9 protein-coding genes are annotated in these 17,734 nt (G+C 68.7%); 8 read left to right on the top strand and 1 reads right to left on the bottom strand.

Features of this window, described 5'->3' with window-relative positions; genetic code table 11:
- The first annotated feature begins 41 nt into the window (after positions 1-41).
- Genes AB0I14_RS17905 through AB0I14_RS17870 form a run of 8 tightly spaced genes read left to right on the top strand, consistent with a single transcriptional unit; the run spans position 42 to position 17,272 of the window.
- Positions 42-809 (top strand): AMP-binding protein, encoded by a 768-nt coding sequence (locus AB0I14_RS17905; RefSeq protein ID WP_358024030.1) that lies wholly within the window; start codon positions 42-44, stop codon positions 807-809.
- On the top strand, positions 806-1,552 hold the full coding sequence (locus tag AB0I14_RS17900; protein WP_358024027.1) for an alpha/beta fold hydrolase: 747 nt from the start codon (positions 806-808) through the stop codon (positions 1,550-1,552). Before AB0I14_RS17905 ends, AB0I14_RS17900 begins: the two co-directional genes overlap by 4 nt.
- Positions 1,542-2,882 carry a polyketide synthase gene (locus AB0I14_RS17895; RefSeq protein ID WP_358024023.1) on the top strand — a complete coding sequence of 447 codons (1,341 nt, stop codon included), beginning with the start codon at positions 1,542-1,544 and terminating at the stop codon, positions 2,880-2,882. Before AB0I14_RS17900 ends, AB0I14_RS17895 begins: the two co-directional genes overlap by 11 nt.
- Positions 2,879-5,884 carry a mycobactin polyketide synthase MbtD gene (mbtD, locus tag AB0I14_RS17890; RefSeq protein ID WP_358024020.1) on the top strand — a complete coding sequence of 1,002 codons (3,006 nt, stop codon included), beginning with the start codon at positions 2,879-2,881 and terminating at the stop codon, positions 5,882-5,884. The genes AB0I14_RS17895 and mbtD overlap by 4 nt, the downstream gene beginning before the upstream one ends.
- 1 nt (position 5,885) lies before the next feature.
- Positions 5,886-11,360, top strand: a complete 5,475-nt coding sequence (locus tag AB0I14_RS17885) for an amino acid adenylation domain-containing protein (RefSeq protein ID WP_358024407.1) — start codon at positions 5,886-5,888, stop codon at positions 11,358-11,360.
- The gene (locus AB0I14_RS17880) at positions 11,357-15,766 is read left to right on the top strand and encodes an amino acid adenylation domain-containing protein (protein ID WP_358024017.1); all 4,410 of its coding nucleotides are present in this window, start codon (positions 11,357-11,359) and stop codon (positions 15,764-15,766) included. The genes AB0I14_RS17885 and AB0I14_RS17880 overlap by 4 nt, the downstream gene beginning before the upstream one ends.
- Complete coding sequence (mbtG, locus tag AB0I14_RS17875; RefSeq protein ID WP_358024015.1) at positions 15,763-17,082, top strand: NADPH-dependent L-lysine N(6)-monooxygenase MbtG; 1,320 nt, start codon at positions 15,763-15,765, stop codon at positions 17,080-17,082. The genes AB0I14_RS17880 and mbtG overlap by 4 nt, the downstream gene beginning before the upstream one ends.
- Positions 17,060-17,272: an MbtH family protein gene (locus AB0I14_RS17870; protein ID WP_358024012.1), complete on the top strand. Its 213-nt coding sequence runs from the start codon at positions 17,060-17,062 to the stop codon at positions 17,270-17,272. The genes mbtG and AB0I14_RS17870 overlap by 23 nt, the downstream gene beginning before the upstream one ends.
- Before the next feature lie 21 nt (positions 17,273-17,293).
- Here the strand turns inward: AB0I14_RS17870 and AB0I14_RS17865 are convergent, their stop codons facing one another.
- The gene (locus AB0I14_RS17865; RefSeq protein ID WP_358024009.1) at positions 17,294-17,608 is read right to left on the bottom strand and encodes a type II toxin-antitoxin system VapB family antitoxin; all 315 of its coding nucleotides are present in this window, start codon (positions 17,606-17,608) and stop codon (positions 17,294-17,296) included.
- Positions 17,609-17,734: the final 126 nt, after the last annotated feature.

Below are 17,734 nucleotides of genomic sequence, written 5' to 3'. Positions count from 1 at the left end.
CTTCAGTTAGGGCAGGCTTTGCTTATCGTCAGGAGGTCGTTGTGGACGCCGTGAGTCGCACGACTACGCAGACCGGGCACGCAGTGGCGACCGAACCGCTGCACCAGGGGTTCTTCACACACGCGCAGGCCGCGCCCGCCGACATCGCGGTAGTCGGGCCGACCACCCGGTGGACCTACGGCCAACTGCGTGAGCAGGCGCTGGCGGTGTCCGGCGCGCTCGCGGTGGCCGGGGTGCGTGTCGGCGACCGGGTCGCCGTCGTGGGCCGCACCGGTCTGGACACGGTCATCGCCACGCTGGGAATCCTGGCGGCCGGCGGAGTCTGCGTGCCGATCGACACCACCGATCCGGCCGATCCGGTCCTGGACCGGACAGGTGTGCGGATGGCCCTGTTCACCGGAGATGGGCCGCCCAGCTGGCTGCCGGCACTCACCGTCTCCGAGGCGCTGCGGATCGGGGCCCGCGCGAGTGGCGTCACCCCGGTGCGGTCGGCGCCCGGTGACCCGGCGTTCCTGGGCTCGGTCGACGAGTCGGGGTATGCAGTGGTGACCCACGCTGCCGCTCACGACGCCGTCGTGGAACTCAGCACCCGGCTCGACGTCCGCGGCGATGACCGCATCGGCGCGTTCTCAGCTGCGGGCGCTGCGGCTCCGATCCTCATGGTGCTGGTGGCACTGACCGCAGGCGCAGGCATCGTCGTCGCCGACGATGCGCCGCGCCGCAACCCCGAGCGGGGGATGAACGGCTTCGCCCTCGCTGTGCGGCATCGGGATGCGGTGGCCGCTCTCGACACCGCTGTGCCGTCGTGACCGGGCCGGATACCCAGATCACCGTCAAGCCCTGGGTCAAGCGTTATCCAGGGTCCCAAAGTTCAACAGCCACACTCATTTTCCCGCACGCCGGTGGAGCCGCGTTGGCCTACCGTGGATTCGGGACGGCACTTGCCGCTGCCGGGTCCGATGTCTACGTCATGCAGTACCCGCAGCGTGGGGACCGGTTGTCCCATCCGGCGGCACCCACGGTGGGCGACCTCGCCAGAGATCTGTTCGATGCGGCTGATTGGGCCGGCGTCGGATCGATACGGCTGTTCGGACATTGCATGGGCGCAGTGGTGGCCTTCGAATTCGCCCGGATCGCAGAACGCAACGGGGTGGCGATCGATGCCCTGTGGGTGTCGGCCAGCGAGGCGCCGTCGGCCGTGGCCGCCGCGCCCGCACTGCCGATGGCCGAGTCCGAGATCCTCGCCGAGATGGTCGATCTCGGTGGCACCGATGAGGCGCTGCTCGCCGACGACGACTTCGTCGAACTGCTGCTCACGGCGGTGCGGGCCGACTACGCGGCATTCAACCGCTACGCGTGCGACGCCGATGTGACGATCGCCGCGGACATCTATGCCCTGGGCGGAGAAAGCGACCACCGCATCAGCGAGGACATGTTGCGGCGCTGGCAATCTCACACCGCCGGTGCCTTCACGTGCTCGATGTTCGATGGCGGGCATTTCTATCTCAACTCCCAGCTTGAGGATGTGGCGGAGCTGGTGAATGAGCTCTAGCCGCCGGCTTCCCGGGCCCGACAACGCCGACCCGGTCGTGATCGTGGGGATGGCGCTGGAGGCGCCGGGCGGAATCGACACCGCCGACGAGTACTGGTCTCTGCTGACCGAGCAGCGCGAGGCGCTCGGTCGATTTCCCGCCGACCGCGGCTGGTCGGTGCGCGACCTGTTCGACGGCTCGCGCCGCGACGGGTTCAAGCGCATCCACGACCTCGGTGGGTTCCTTTCCAGCGCAGCGACATTCGATCCAGCGTTCTTCGGGATCTCACCGCGTGAGGCGGTGGCGATGGATCCGCAGCAACGCATCGGGCTGCGTATCGCGTGGCGCGCGCTGGAGAACAGCGGCATCAACCCCGATGATCTGGCTGGGCATGACGTGGGCTGCTACATCGGCGCGTCGGGACTGGAGTACGGGCCGGCGCTGTCGGAGTTCTCCCACCACAGCGGACATCTGATCACCGGGACCTCGCTGGGCGTCATCTCTGGACGGATCGCCTACACGCTGGATCTGTGCGGCCCGGCACTGACCATCGACACCTCGTGCTCGTCGGCGCTGACCGCGTTCCACACCGCCGTGGCCGCGGTACGGGCGGGGGACTGCGACATGGCACTGACCGGCGGCGTGTGCGTGATGGGCACACCCGGTTACTTCGTCGAGTTCTCCAAACAGCACGCGCTGTCCGACGATGGGCATTGCCGGCCCTACAGCGCGCACGCCAGTGGCACGGTGTGGGCCGAAGGGGCGGCGATGTTCGTCCTGCAACGCAAATCGGCGGCCGTACGGGACGGTCGGCACATCCTTGCCGAGGTCCGCGCGACCGTGGTGAACCAGGACGGCCGGACCACCGGTCTGACCGCACCCAGTGGCGCGGCGCAACAGCGGTTGTTCGCCAAGGCGATGGAGCAGGCCGCCGTGCGCCCGGAGGACGTCGGAATGATCGAGGGTCACGGCACCGGAACCAGACTCGGTGACCGGACCGAATTGCGTTCGCTGGCACAGACATACGGCGTAACGGAGCCCGGTTCCGGCGCCACGCTGGGGTCGGTGAAATCCAACGTCGGGCACGCCCAGGCAGCCGCGGGCGGGCTCGGCCTGGCGAAGGTCATCCTGGCTGCCGGGCGTGCGGCCATCCCGGCCACCCTGCACGTCGATGAGGTCAGCCGGGAGATCGACTGGGACAGGCAGGGATTGCGGCTGGCCACCAAGCTCACCCATTGGCCGGCCGTCAACGGTCAGCGCATCGGTGCGGTGTCGGCCTTCGGGATGAGCGGCACCAACGCGCACGCGATCGTGGCGGTGCCCGGCGCGGTCGACGAGGCTGCCGCATGAGTGAAGCCGACGCCTTGCCCGACGGGCGCACACCGGTCCTGCTCAGCGCGCATGCCGAAGATCTGATCGGAACCGACGCCGCGGCCATCCTGCGGTATCTCGACACCCGTCCCGAGGTGAGCGCGGCCGACGTCGCCGCCACCCTGCGGTCCACTCGGCGCCTGCGCCGCCATCGCGCCGTGGTCCGGGCCGCCGACCGCGATGAACTCGCCTCAGGCCTGCGTGCGTTGGCCGAGGGCGCCGATCATCCGCTGGTCACCCGCGCGCACGGTGGGGCGCAGCCATCGGGTTCGGGTGCACGCATCGCGTTCGTGTTTCCCGGCCAGGGCAGCCAGTGGCCGTCGATGGGTGTGCAGGCCTACGAGCGGCTGCCGGCCTATCGGGCCGAGGTCGACCGGTGCGCCGCGGAGTTCCGTGGCGCCGGCGCCGCGTCCCCGCTGGATTACCTACTGGCCGACCCGGATTCGGGCGTGGCCACCAATGATTTCTCCCAGGTGCAGATCCAGGGCGCTCAGTTCATCCACGGCGTGGCACTGGCCCGGGTCTGGCGGTCTTGCGGTGTGCTGCCCGATATCACCATCGGTCACAGCCTCGGTGAGATCGGGGCTGCCTATGTGGCGGGCACCATCACCCTGTCCGATGCGGTTGCCGTGGTGATCGCCCGCGCCACCGTGTTGGACCGGTTGACCGGGCCCTACCGCGTCGCGGTGCTCGGGATCACGCCCGACGAAGCGTCGAACGTGATCGCCGAAACCCCGGGTTGGCTGGAACTGTCGGTGGTGAACTCCCGCTCATCGGTCGCGGTGTCGGGGGAGACCGACGCGGTGGCCGCCGCAGTGGCGTCCGTGGCCGGATGCGGGGCGTTCGCCAAGGAGATCGAGATGTGGTTCCCGGCGCACACCACCGCACTGGACGGGTCACGCGGCGAGCTCGAATCGCTTCTTCCCGCAGCGCGATTCAGTGAGTCGCCGGTGCAGTTCATCGGCTCGGCCACCGCAGATGTCGTTGAGGCGGGGACCGCATTCGCCGACTACTGGTACACCAACCTGCGCAGCACCGTGCGCTTCGACCGGGCCGTCGAGATGGCGGCGCGGCGCGGAGCCCGTATCTTCGTCGAACTCTCCGCGCATCCCGCGTTGCTGTTCGCCATGGGTGACCTGCTCGACGACGCGGCCGAACTCACCGGCGGTCCGGCGGTGATGGTGGGATCCGGCCGGCGCGACGAACCGATCATCGAACGGCTGAGTACCAATATCGTCTCGGTCGCGATGGCCGACTCCGGCTACCGCTGGGACGACCTGCCCAACCACACGCCGGCCCAGCTGCGCGACTTCCCGTTCGCGCCGATGCGGGCCGAACACCTCTGGGCCACAGCGCAACCACTACCGCCGGTCGCGGCCCTGACGGTGGGCGTCGAGCATTGGCAGGAGCATGGCTGCCCCACAGCACCTGCCGGGCAGCGCCGGGTCGCGGTGCTCGATCTGGCGGCTGGGCATGGACCCGCCGCGGCGCTGCAACGTGCACTCGAAGCGGTCGCCGGGGCGACGACCGTCGCGCCTGTCGATGCCGACCTGCTGATCGTGGTGGCGCCGGTGTCCGAACACGCCGATGCGGTGGCTGCGGCAGAAAACTTGAGCCGCCGCGTGGACGAGGGTCTGCTCGGCTATGCCCGGGTGATCACGCCGGACACCCGCGACGTGTGGCTGGTTACCGTCGGTGGTGAACAAACCGGCGGCGACCCGCAGGGTCCGCGGCCCGAGGCGGCCGCACTGGCCGCGATGCACCGCAGCCTGGGCTACGAACACCCCGACCAGACCTTCCGCCACCTGGACCTGGCCGAGTCAGCCCCCGACCCCGCCGCCGCGGTGACAGCGGTCACCGCCATGCTGACCGATGCCCATGACATCGCATTGCGGGACAACGGTTCCGGACTCACGGTGTGGCACCGTGGGATGCGCGATGACACCTCCGACGCTCGGTCCTGGACCGCCGAATCGGGGATGTTCGACGAGGTGGTCATCACCGGCGGAGCCGGGGCCGTGGGGCTGCACTTTGCCCGTCACCTGGCCGAGCAGGGGGCCCGGCGCATCGTGCTGCTCAGCCGCAGCGGCCTCGATGGTGCGCAGGTGGCCGCACTGGCCACCCACGGCACCGAGATCGTCTCTCCCCGGTGCGATCTCACCGATCCGGCACAGATCGCCGCGACGGTCGCCGAGCTGGCGATCGGCCCGGCGTCGCTGGTGATCCACACGGCCGCGTCCGCCACCGTCGCCCCGGGAAACGAACTGACCGGTGCGACGGTGCGGGATACGTTCGCCGCCAAGGTGAGCGGGCTGGCCAACCTGACGGCGGCCTGGCCGATACGACCGGATGCCCGAATCGTGTTGTGCTCCTCGGTTTCCGGCCTGTGGGGCGGATACGGTCACGCCGCTTACTCGGCGGCCAACCGGCTGCTCGACTCCCTCGGTGGGCAGTTGCGCGAACAGGGCCGGCACTGCACCTCGGTGCGGTGGGGACTGTGGCCGGGGGACGGCATCATCGATTCCGGTGAGATCAGCCGGGTCGAGCGGTCCGGTCTGCGGGCCATGGCGCCCGACCTTGCGGTGGAGGCCGGGCTGCGTGACTACTCGGCCGATCCGCTGGTGTTCACCGCCGACGCGGAACGGCTGCAGACCTTCCTCGGCGCGGCGGCCCAACCCCGTACGGTCGTCGACACCGCCGAGGCTCCGCCAGACGACGCCGCCGAGGCGGCTGATGCCACCGGCGCGATGCGGATCGCATTGGGGTCGGTGCTGAAACTCGACGACACCACCGGACTGGATCTCGACACGTCGCTGCTGGATCTCGGCGTCGACTCCCTGTTGGCGATCGACCTGCGCAAGAAGCTGAAGAAGGCCACGGGGCGCTCAGTGCCGCTGGCCACCATCCTCGGTGGCGCCACCGCCGCCGAATTGATCGAGCATTTGGAAAGACCTGAAAAGGAAGCATTTTCGCGTGACTGACATGGTTAGTGCCGATCCGGCAGCCCCCCGCACCTCCGACGCGCGTCTGGAGCTGATGCGGCGCAGGCTTGCCGAGCGGGGCCTCGCGTCAGCATCGGGGGAATCCGGGCAATCGGCCGCAGGCACGGAGGGTGCGCCGATCGATCCCACGGTGCTGTCGGACGGGCAGCGGCGGATGTGGTTCGTGCAGGGATTCGATCCGAGTGGGGTACTGCTCAACATCTGCCTGTCCTACCGCCTCGACGGGGTGATCGATGCCGAACGGTTGCACGCCGCCGTGAACGCGGTGGCGGGGCGGCACCCGATCCTGCGTACCACCTATCACGCCGACGAAAACGGCGAGCCGACGGCGACGGTCCACGACGGACTGAGGCCAGGCTGGATGGTGCATGACCTGGCTGACAAGTCCGAGCGGGCGCGCAAGCTGCGCCTTGAGGTGCTGGCCCAGCGCGAGTTCGGCACCGCCTTCGACCTGAACAGTGACTCCCCGTTGCGGATCACGCTGATCAAGACCAGTCCGGGTCAGCACGTGATGTTGCTTGTGGCGCATCACATCGCCTGGGACGACGGTTCATGGCAGGTGTTCTTCACCGACCTCACCCGGGCCTATTCCGGGGCACAGCTCGCCGAGACACCGCGCGTGACGGTGTCCGAGGCTCCAGACGGTGACGCGGATCTGGCGTACTGGCGCGAGGTTCTGGCCGATCCGCCGGAGCCGCTGGAGTTGCCCGGCCCCGCGGGTTCGGTCGTGCCCAGCGGTTTTCGGTCCCAGCGCAGCACGGTCCGGTTGTCCGCCCAGACCGTCCTGCAGGTGTCGGCCCTGGCCCGCGAGACCGGCGCCACCCCGTACATGGTGCTGCTCGCGGCGTTCGGCGCGCTCGTCTACCGCTACACCCACACCGACGATTTCCTGGTCGCCACCCCGGTTCTGAACCGCGACACCGACGAAACCATCGGCTATTACGGCAATACGGTGGCAATGCGCCTGCGGCCACAGGGCACACTCGGGTTCCGCGAACTGGTCGCGGCCACCCGGGACACCGCCATCGGCGCCTTCGCGCATCAGCGCGTCAACCTCGACCGGGTGGTAGCCGAACTCAACCCGGACCGGCGCCACGGTGCCGAGCGCATGACGCGGGTGAGCTTCGGGTTCCGCGAGTCCGACGGCGGCGGGTTCCGCCCGGACGGTGTGACGTGTGAACGTGCCGACCTGCGCGGCCAACACACCCAGCTGCCATTGGGTTTCATGGTCGAACTGGACGCCGCGGGTGCAGTGGTGGAGGCCGAACATCTCACCGAGGTGATGGATGCCGAGCTGGCCGCGCAGATGCTGCGGCACTTCGCCGTGCTGCTCGACAGCGCGCTCGCCGAGCCCGACGTGCCGCTGTCTCGGTTGGACCTGTTCACCGCCGAGGACGCCGAGTGGATGCGCGCAGTGTCGACCGGCGAGCAGTTCGACACACCGGGAACCACATTGGCCGCGCTGGTCACCGACCAGGCCGCCCGTACCCCCGATGCCATCGCGGTGGTCTACGAGGGCAGGCACTACAGCTACCGCGAGATCAATGAGTCGGCGAACCGGGTGGCGCACTGGCTGATCGAGCAGGGCATCGGCACCGAGGACCGCGTCGCCGTGCTGCTGGAGAAATCGCCGGAGCTCGTCATCACCGCCCTCGGCATCGCCAAGGCGGGTGCCGTGTACCTGCCGGTCGACCCGACCTATCCCGAGGACCGGCTCACCTACATCCTCTCCGACTCCGACCCGAAAACCATTCTGCGCGAGCCGATCGACGGTCTGGCGGACTATCCGGCCACCGATCCCACCGATGCCGAGCGGATCCGGCCGCTGCGCCCCGACAACACCGCATATCTGATCTACACCTCCGGATCCACCGGCCTGCCCAAGGGCGTGCCGGTGTCGCACCGGCCGATCGCGGAGTACTTCGTCTGGTTCGGCGGCGACTATCAGGTCACCGAGGCCGAACGTCTGCTTCAGGTGGCCTCGCAGAGCTTCGACGTGTCGATCGGCGAGATCTTCGGCATGCTCGCCGCCGGTGCGCGCCTGGTGATCCCGAAGCCGGGCGGCCTGGGCGACATCGGATATCTCACCGACCTGCTGCGCGACGAGGGAATCACCTCGATGCACTTCGTCCCGTCGTTGCTGGGCCTGTTCCTGTCACTGCCGGGCGTCAACGAGTGGCGCACCCTGCAACGCGTGCCGATCGGTGGTGAGGCGCTGCCGGGGGAGATCGCCGACAAGTTCCTCGCCACGTTCGACTCGCTGCTGCACAACTTCTACGGGCCCACCGAGACGGTGCTCAACTGCACCCGTTACAAGGTCCAGGGCAAGCAGGGCGCCCGGATAGTGCCGATCGGTACACCGAAGATCAACACCACGATCCATCTGCTCGACGGGGGGCTGCAGCCTGTCCCGGTCGGGGTGATCGGTGAGATCTACATCGGCGGAACACATGTCGCGCACGGGTATCACGACCGGCCGGTGCTGACCGCCGAACGGTTCGTCGCCGACCCGTTCAATCCCGGCGGACGCATGTACCGGTCCGGTGATCTGGCCCGGCGCAATGCCGACGGTGACATCGAATTCGTCGGTCGCGCCGACGAGCAGGTCAAGATCCGCGGCTTCCGCATCGAACTCGGCGAGGTCTCGGCAGCGATCTCGGTCGATCCATCGGTGGGCCAGGCCGTGGTGGTGGTGAGCGACCTGCCGTCGCTGGGCAAGAGCCTCGTCGCGTACGTCACGCCGACCGCCGATGCCGCGCAGGTCGAGATCGACCGCATCCGGGCCAGGGTGACGGCCGCGCTGCCCGAATACATGATCCCGGCAGCTTTCGTCGAGTTGGCGGAGATCCCGATCACCGCGCACGGCAAGATCGATCGTCGGGCACTCCCGGAGCCACAGATCCAGTCGGCCACCGAGTTCCGTGCACCCGAGACCGATACCGAACACGAGATCGTCGCGCTGTTCGGTGAACTGCTCGAGCGTGACCGTGTCGGGGCAGACGATTCGTTCTTCGATCTGGGCGGGCACTCGCTGCTGGCCACCAAACTCGTTGCCGCGGTGCGCACCCGATGCGGGGTCGACCTCGGGGTGGCCGATGTGTTCGAGAACGCCACGGTGGCGGGTCTGGCCGCTCGGGTCGACGAATTGCGGGCCTCGGGCGCCGGCGCGGGCCTGCCCGCGATCGTGGCTGCCCAGCACGACGGACCGTCGCAGATGTCGGCGGCCCAGCACCGGCAGTGGTTCCAGTTCCGCATCGACGGACCGAACCCGGTCAACAACGTGCCATTCGCCGCACGACTGACCGGACCCTGCGATGTCGATGCCCTGGCCGCGGCGGTCGGCGATGTGGTTTCTCGGCACGAGATCCTGCGGACCACCTACCGCGAAATCGACGGTGTCCCTTATCAGGTCATCCATCCGACGGGCCCGGTGACGGTCCGCCGTGCCGACGGCTCCGGTGAAGAATGGTTGCAGGACGAACTCGATGCCGAGCGTCGGTACTGCTTCGACCTGGAGAACGAGTGGCCGATCCGAGCGGCGGTGTTGTCCACTCCAGGTGCAAATGTGCTGTCGTTGATCGTGCACCACATCGCCGCCGACCACTGGTCGGGCGCAGTGCTGTTCACCGATCTGATGACCGCCTACCACGCCCGCCGGGCCAACGGGGCGCCCGACTGGGCGCCGCTACCGGTGCAGTACGCCGACTTCGCGGATTGGCAGGCCGAAGTGCTCTCGGGCGCAAGTGAGCGGATCGGTGAGCAACGCGACTACTGGACAAAGCAACTGGCCGGTCTGTCGTCCGACCACGACATCGAGAACGGCCTGCAACCGGACTTCCCCCGCCCGCCGGTGCCGACCGGCGAGGGCAAGGCGCTCGACTTCACCATCGATGCGGCCGTCCGCGGCAAGCTCGTCGAACTCGGCCGTGAACTCGGCGTCACCGAGTTCATGGTGCTGCAGGCCGCCGTTGCGATCGCTCTGCACAAAGCCGGGCAGGGCACAGACATTGCGCTGGGTACGCCGGTGGCCGGCCGCACCGCACCCGAGTTGGACGCCCTGATCGGGTTCTTCATCAACATCGTGGTGCTGCGCAACGACCTGTCCGGCAACCCGACCCTGCGTGAGGTGCTGCGGCGTTCCCGCGACATGGCGCTGGCGGCCTATCAGAACCAGGATCTACCGTTCGACCGGGTGGTCGACGCAGTGAGCCCGGTGCGCTCGCTGTCGCGCAACCCGCTGTTCGGCGTGGTGGTACACGTTCGTGAGGATCTGCCGGCAGGCCAAGTCATCGACACCGGCGCCGACGGTGACACCCATTTCACCGCACTGGAACCCACATTCGACGTGGCGCATGCAGACCTGTCGCTGAATTTCTTCGCCGAAGCCGGTGGCGGGCAGCAGGGCGGATATCGGGGCACCGTCATCCACCGCACCGAGCTCTATGAGGCGGCCACCGCGCAACGCCTTGTCGGCTGGCTGCAGCGCATCGTCGCGGCATTCGCCACCGACGCCGACCAGACCGTGCGCGACATCGCGGTGGTCGATGCGGCCGAGCGAGACCTGCTGATCGGGGACTGGAGTCGCAAGGCGGTCCCGCCGGCCGGACTGCCCCAGACCGAGGGCGCCAGCCGCGTTTATCTGCTCGATGAATGGCGGCAGCCGGTGGGTATCGGTGTCGTGGGCGACGTCTACTACGCCGGTGGTGCGGTGGACGAGACAGCCGGCACGGCCACCGGGGTCGGCGCAGATCGCTTCGCGCCCAATCCGTTCGGGAACGGGCAGCTGTACCGCACCGGGGACCGGGCCCGCTGGACCACCGACGGCAGGCTCGAGCCCATCACCACCGGTGAACCGCGTCTGCAGGCTGCCCTGGAAGCGCTCGACGGGGTCGCCGCCGCGGCGACCCGGCACTGGGTGGGCCGTGGCACCACGACGCTCGCCGGCTACCTGGTGCTGGAGCCGGGAACCGCCGACGCCGAAACCGTCCTGGAGACAGCGCGTGCCGCGCTGCCCGAGGAGTTCACCGGGGCCGTGCTGACGGTGATCGATGCCATCGAACCCGCCAAGCTGACCCGTCCGCGCATCACCACCCCGGCACCCGCCGAACCGCCGGCCACCCCGACCGAGGAGACTCTCGCGGCGATGCTGGTGGCTCTGCTCGGCGTCACCGAGGTGGGACGGTACGACGACTTCTTCACCCTCGGCGGCGACAGCATCCTGGCCGTGCAGCTGGCGGCACGGGCCAGGGATGCCGGCGTGGCGCTGACCGCCCGCATGGTGTTCGAATATCCGGGGCTGGCCGATCTGGCCTCCGCGATCGATAGCGCGGGTGACGACGAAGGCACTGTAGTGACCGACGTCCGCCATGAGCCGATGTCCGCGTCGGGCCTGTCGCCCGACGAGCTGGCCGCGCTGACCGCGGGATGGGGTCAGGACCAGGGGATCTCGACGTGACGACCACCGGAACGCCCCCCGGCGTCGAGGACGTCCTGGCGCTGAGCCCGCTGCAACAGGGGTTGTACTCGCTGGCCGGCCTGACCGAAGGAGACGACGGGGCCGACCCCTATGTCATCGCGATGGCCGCCGACATCGACGGGGCACTGGACGCCGAGCTCCTGCGGGCCTGTGCCGAGGCGATGCTCGTGCGCCATCCCAACCTGCGGGCCAGCTTCTTCCAGGGAAACCTGAGTCGTCCGGTGGCGGTGGTCCCGTCGGCCGTCGAATTGCCGTGGCGACATGTGCAGGCCGGTGACGAGCAGGCGATCACGCTGGAATCCGGGGAACGCGTCCGGCGTTTCGACCTGGGCCGCGGGCCACTGATCCGGTTTCTGCTCATCGAAAAGCCAGGGCAGCGTTGGCGTCTGGTGATTGTTGCCCATCACATCGCGATTGACGGCTGGTCGCTGCCTGTCTTCGTCGGTGAGTTGATCGCGCTCTACGGGGCCAAGGGCGATGCGGCTGCGCTGCCCTCGGCGGTGCGCCCGTATCGCGACTACATCGGCTGGCTGGCCGGGCGCGATCAGGTGGCCAGCCGGGCGCGGTGGCAGGCACATCTGTACGGCATGGACGCCCCCACGTTGTTGTCGCCGGTGCTGTCCGGACAGGCGGCCGAGCCGGACCTGCCCGCACGCACCGAGGTGACCCTCGACGAGCAGCAGTCCGCCGAGATCTTCGAGGCCGCCCGGCGACGCGGCGTCACGGTCAACACGCTGTTCCAGATGGCCTGGGCAACAGTTCTTTCGGTCTTCACCGACCGCACCGATGTGGTGTACGGCGTAACCGTGTCGGGCCGCCCTGACGAGCTGGCCGGAGTGGAATCGATGGTGGGCCTGTTCATCAACACCGTGCCGCTGCGGGTCAGGGTCGATCCCAAGCTGCCCGTTGGGAACCAGTGCCTGGCGTTACAGCGCGAAGCCGCCGAGCTGCGTGAGCACAGCTACCTCAGTCACACCGAGTTGCGTTCGCTCGGCGGGATCGGCGAGCTGTACGACACACTTCTGGTCTACGAGAACTTCCCACCCGGCGGGCTGGTCGGCAGTGACGAGTTCGCTCTCGGTGAGGCGGTGTTGCGGCCTGCGGCCCTGGAGAGTCTGTCGCATTTCCCGGTCACCATTGCCGCGCATCCGACCCACGGTCGACTCACGGTGCTGGTCGAAACCCTTGACGGGGCACTGGGAATGCTCGATCCGCAGGCGTTGGGCCTGCGGGTGCTGAGTGTCGTGCAGCGGTTGTTGCGCTGTTGGGAGCGGCCGCTTCGCGAGGTCGCGGTCACGCTCGATGGTGAGTCACAACCGGTCGGCGCGCCGCAGATTGCTCAGCGGGCCGGTGGTTTTCACGCCGCGTTCAGTGAGACCGCCGCCGAGCGGCTCGGTTCGGTGGCCTTGAGCTGGGACGGGGGAGAGCTCAGCTATCGCGAACTCGACGATGCCTCCGATCGCCTGGCCGCGGAGCTGATCCGGCGCGGTGTGGGCGCCGAGACTCCGGTTCCGATCCGGTTGCGCCGTGGGCCCGACTACGTGGTCGCGATGCTCGCGGTGCTCAAGGCGGGCGCGATGATCGTGCCGCTCGACCCGGCCATGCCCGAGGAGCGGGTGACCGAGATCCTGCGGCAGATCGGCGCGGGCCGGCACTCGCTCGTCGTGGACGAGACCGTGCTGGCGTCCGCCGGTACGGAGCCGGACGCGGAGTACCGGCCCGCACCGGTGCACCCCGGGCAGGGCGCCTACATCGTCTTCACCTCGGGCACGACCGGAAAACCCAAGGGCGTCATCGGAACCCATCAGGCATTGCTGGCCTACTCGGCAGATCACGCCCATCAGGTGCTGCGTCCGGCGGCGCTCCGCCTCGGCCGTCCGTTGCGGGTGGCCCACGCGTGGTCGTTCACGTTCGATGCGGCCTGGCAGCCGCTGGCGGCGCTGCTCGACGGGCACACCGTGCACATAGTCTCCGATGAGGTGCAGCGCGACGCCGAGGCGGTGGTGGAGACCATCGGGCGCTTCGCGATCGACATGATCGACACCACGCCGTCGATGTTCGCCTCCCTGCGGGCCGCGGGCCTGCTCACGCAGGTGCCGCTGGCGGTGCTGGCGCTCGGTGGTGAGGCCATCGACACCGCCACCTGGCGGGGGATCCAGGCCGAATGTGAACGCACGTGGATGTCGGCGCACAACTGTTACGGCCCGACCGAGACCACGGTGGAAGCCGTCGTCGCGGCGATCGCCGATTACGCGCAGCCCGGTATCGGGCGTCCCACGGAGTCGACCGCGGCCTACGTGCTCGACGGCTGGCTGCGCCCGGTTCCTGACGGTGTGTGCGGCGAACTATATTTGGCCGGCGGCCAATTGACCCGCGGCTATCTCGGCCGGCCAGGGGAGACAGCCGGACGGTTCGTCGCCGATCCATTTACCCCGGGTGCCCGCATGTACCGCACCGGTGACGTCGTGCGCCGACGGGTGGACTCGAATGCTCTCGAGTTTCTTGGCCGCAGCGACGACCAGGTCAAGATCCGTGGCTTCCGGGTGGAGCCCGGAGAGGTGGCCGCGACGCTGCATACCCATCCCGGGGTGCGGCATGCCCATGTGGCGGTGCGGCAGCACCGCAGCGGGCCGCGCCTGATCGCGTATGTGGTGACCGATACTCCGATCACCGAGTTGCGCGGGATGCTGACCGACACCCTGCCAAGGCATCTGGTGCCCCACCACATCGTGGCGGTCGACGAGATCCCACTGACCACCAACGGCAAGGTCGACGATGCCGCACTGGCGGCACTGGGTACCGGCGCACGTTCCGAGGGGGTTGAGCACCCTGCCACGGAGACGGAGCGGCTGCTGGCCCAGGTGCTGGCCGAAGTGCTGGGGACTGACGGCGCGGGCGTGGACGTCACCGCGGACTTCCTCGACCTCGGGCTGGACAGCATCGTGGCCCTGTCGGTGGTGCAGGCCGTGCGGCGCCGTGGCGTGGCATTGCGCGCTCGCCTGATGTTGGACTGTGCGACTGTTCGTGAACTCGCGGCCGCGATCGATACCGATGCGGCCGCCGTCGCGCACGCTCACGACGCGGACGACGAAGCCGCACCCGAAACCAGCCCGATCCCGTTGCTGCCCAACGGACGCTGGCTCTACCAGTACGGCGACCCCCGCAGGCTCGCACAGACGGAGGTGTTCCGGCTGCCCGCCGGGATCACCCGATCGCAGCTGGAAGCCCTGCTGCGCAACGTGATCGACGGGCATGAGGTGCTGCGCACCCGATTGGACCGCGAGACCCTGGCCCTCGTCCCCCATGCGTCTGGCGAGGTGCTCTCGGAGGCGACCGGGTCGGGTGTTCTCAATGCCGCGGTGGCCGAGCAGGCTGACCTCTCGGTGCAACGCCTGGATCCGGAGAACGGGTCGATGCTCGACGCGGTGTGGTTGCACCACCCGCAGACGGACGACGGCCTGCTGATCCTCACCGCCCACGTGCTGGCACTGGACCCGGCGTCATGGCGGATCCTGGTTGGTGAGCTCGAAAATTCCTGGCATGCACTGGCATCCGGACGCGCGCCGATGCCGGTGCGCGAGCATACCTCGCTGCGGCAGTGGTCACGGCTGCTGTCCGAGCGGGCGGCGACGCTCGACACCTGCGGCTTCTGGGAGCGCCAGTTCGATGGTGACGATCCGGAAATCGGTGCGCGCCGGGTCGACCCGTCCGCCGACCGGATGGCCGATGTGACGATCAAGATGGCGTTCGCCGAGCCCGACGTGACGGCCCGATTGCTCACCGGCGCGGTGCCGGTGACCGAGGTGCTGGCCGCGGCTACTGCTCGAGCCCTGAGCAATTGGCGTCGCCACCGCGGCCAGCCGACCCCGGCGCCGCTGTTGGCGCTGGAAACCCACGGCCGGGCGGACGCGGTGGTGTCAGATCATGACGAGGTCGATACCGGCGACACCGCCGGGTTGCTCAGCATGATCTACCCGTTGCGGTTGACCGTCGACGACGCCCGTGGTGTCGCCGCGCAGGTGGCCGCGATCCCGGGCGACGGGATCGACTACGGGCTACTGCGGTATCTGCGCGAGGACACTGCCGAACGGCTCGGCGTCCATCGGGATCCGCAGGTGCTGCTCAACTATCTGGGCCGTATCGAACTGGATGCGGCCGACCATGCCCTGCTGCAGGACCGTTCGTTGCAGACCGGGGTGACCCCGGTTCCCGAACCGAATGTCGCTGTGCGCCATGAACTGACGGTCATGGCCGCAGTGATCGACCGCGACGGGTCGGCCGTGCTCGGCACCCAATGGCGGACCCTGCCCGACATTCTGTCCGCCGAGGACATCGCCACCCTGCAGGCGATGTGGCTGGACGCGTTGCGAGAGGTGATCACATGAGTGCCCCATCGGCGCCAACCCTGGCCGTCATCGGTGCCGGGCCCAAGGCCATCGCGGTGGCGGCCAAGGCCGCCGAGCTGCGGGCGATGGGCGTGCCCGCACCCGAGGTCGTCGTCGTCGAACGTGCCGGGGTGGCGGCCAACTGGCAGGCCGTCGGCGGTTGGACCGACGGCAACCACCGCCTCGGTACCGGCCCCGAGAAGGACGTCGGCTTCCCCTACCGGTCGTCGCTGGTATCGCGGCGCAACGCCGAGCTCGACGAGCGGATGACCCGGCACAGTTGGCAGGCCTACCTGATCGCCACCGGCGGATTCGCCGAATGGGTGGATCGCGGCAGGCCCGCGCCCACCCACAAGCGCTGGAGTCAGTATCTGGGCTGGGTGGCCGAGGACATCGGGATGACCGTGGTTTCCGGTGAGGTGGAACGTATCTCGGTGGACGGCGGTGCCGGCAATTCGACAGGCGCCCACCGGTGGATGCTGCACACCGCCGAGGACACCGTGTGCGCCGACGGGTTGATGGTCACCGGACCCGGTCAGGCCGAACGCTCGGTGTTGCCGGGTAATCCCCGGGTGATGTCGATCGCGCAGTTCTGGCATCAGGCCGGTAAGCACGAAATGATCACCGCCGAACGAGTGGCGGTGATCGGGGGCGGCGAGACCGCCGCGTCGATGCTCAACGAGCTGTTCCGCCATCGGGTTTCGACGATCACGGTGATCTCACCGACGGTCACCTTGTTCACCCGCGGCGAGGGGTTCTTCGAGAACACCCTGTTCTCCGATCCGACCGGATGGACCGGGCTGACCATGGCCGAGCGCCGAGATGCCCTGGCCCGCACCGATCGTGGGGTGTTCTCGGCCCGGGTGCAGGACGCGCTGCTGGCCGACGACCGGATTCGTCATCTGCGTGGCCGGGTCGCGCACGCGGTGGCGCGCGACGAACGGATCCGGTTGACGTTGTCGACCAACACCGGCGGTGAGGCGGTCGAGACCGTGCACGGCTTCGACTTGGTGATCGACGGGTCCGGCGCCGATGCGCTGTGGTTCGCCCCGTTGTTCAGCCAGGACGCGCTGGATCTGCTCGAGCTGGGCCTCGGCGGTCCGCTGACCGGTGACACCCTGCAGGAGCACATCGGCCATGACCTGGCGCTGACCGATGTGTTCCCCAAGTTGTTCCTGCCGGGGCTGGCCGGGCTCACCCAGGGGCCCGGTTTCCCGAACCTGAGCTGTCTCGGCCTGTTGTCCGACCGGGTGCTGGGTGCGAACCTGGCCCACCCCTCGATGAGGAGAGTCGATGAGTTCCAATCCGTTCGATGACGAGAACGGCACGTTCTACGTATTGGTCAACGATGAGGACCAGCACAGCCTGTGGCCGGCCTTCGCCGATGTACCCGCCGGTTGGCGGGTGGTCTTCGGTGCGGCAGGCCGGGCCGAGTGCCTGAGCCATGTCGAGCAGGTCTGGTCCGACCTGCGGCCCAGGAGCCTGCGCGAGGCAATGGCGAACTAGCGCGCAACTGACCGACGGCGGTTACGCCATGCTGGGTGCGAGCGCATCCATGTCGAACAGTCGGGCATGCAGGATGGTGCGATTACGCAGGGCTGAACGCACGGCCCGGTGCAGCCCGTCCTCCAGGTAGATGTCGCCGCGCCACTTCACCGCGTGCGGGAACAGGTCGCCGTAGAACGTCGAATCCTCGGACAGCAGTCGGTCCAGCGCGAGCACCGTGGTGGTCGTGACCAGCTCGTCGAGGCGCAGCTGTCGCGGCGGGATGCGGGACCAGTCCCGGTGGGAGAGCCCGTGCTCCGGGTACGGTTTGCCCTCTTGGACGCCCTTGAAGATCATCGCCGGCCCGCCTCCGTCGCAGTAGTGCGCGGTGTTGCCATCGGCATAGTTGCCTAGGTTAATCCCCTCGTGGGCAAGTGCCCGCGCCGGTGTCGCTCGGCGTGATGATCTGGGAGCTGTCACCGC

This window comes from Mycobacterium sp. NPDC050441 (genome assembly GCF_040655355.1).
GTDB lineage: Bacteria > Actinomycetota > Actinomycetes > Mycobacteriales > Mycobacteriaceae > Mycobacterium.
This window is presented reverse-complemented; position numbering and strand designations above follow the sequence as displayed.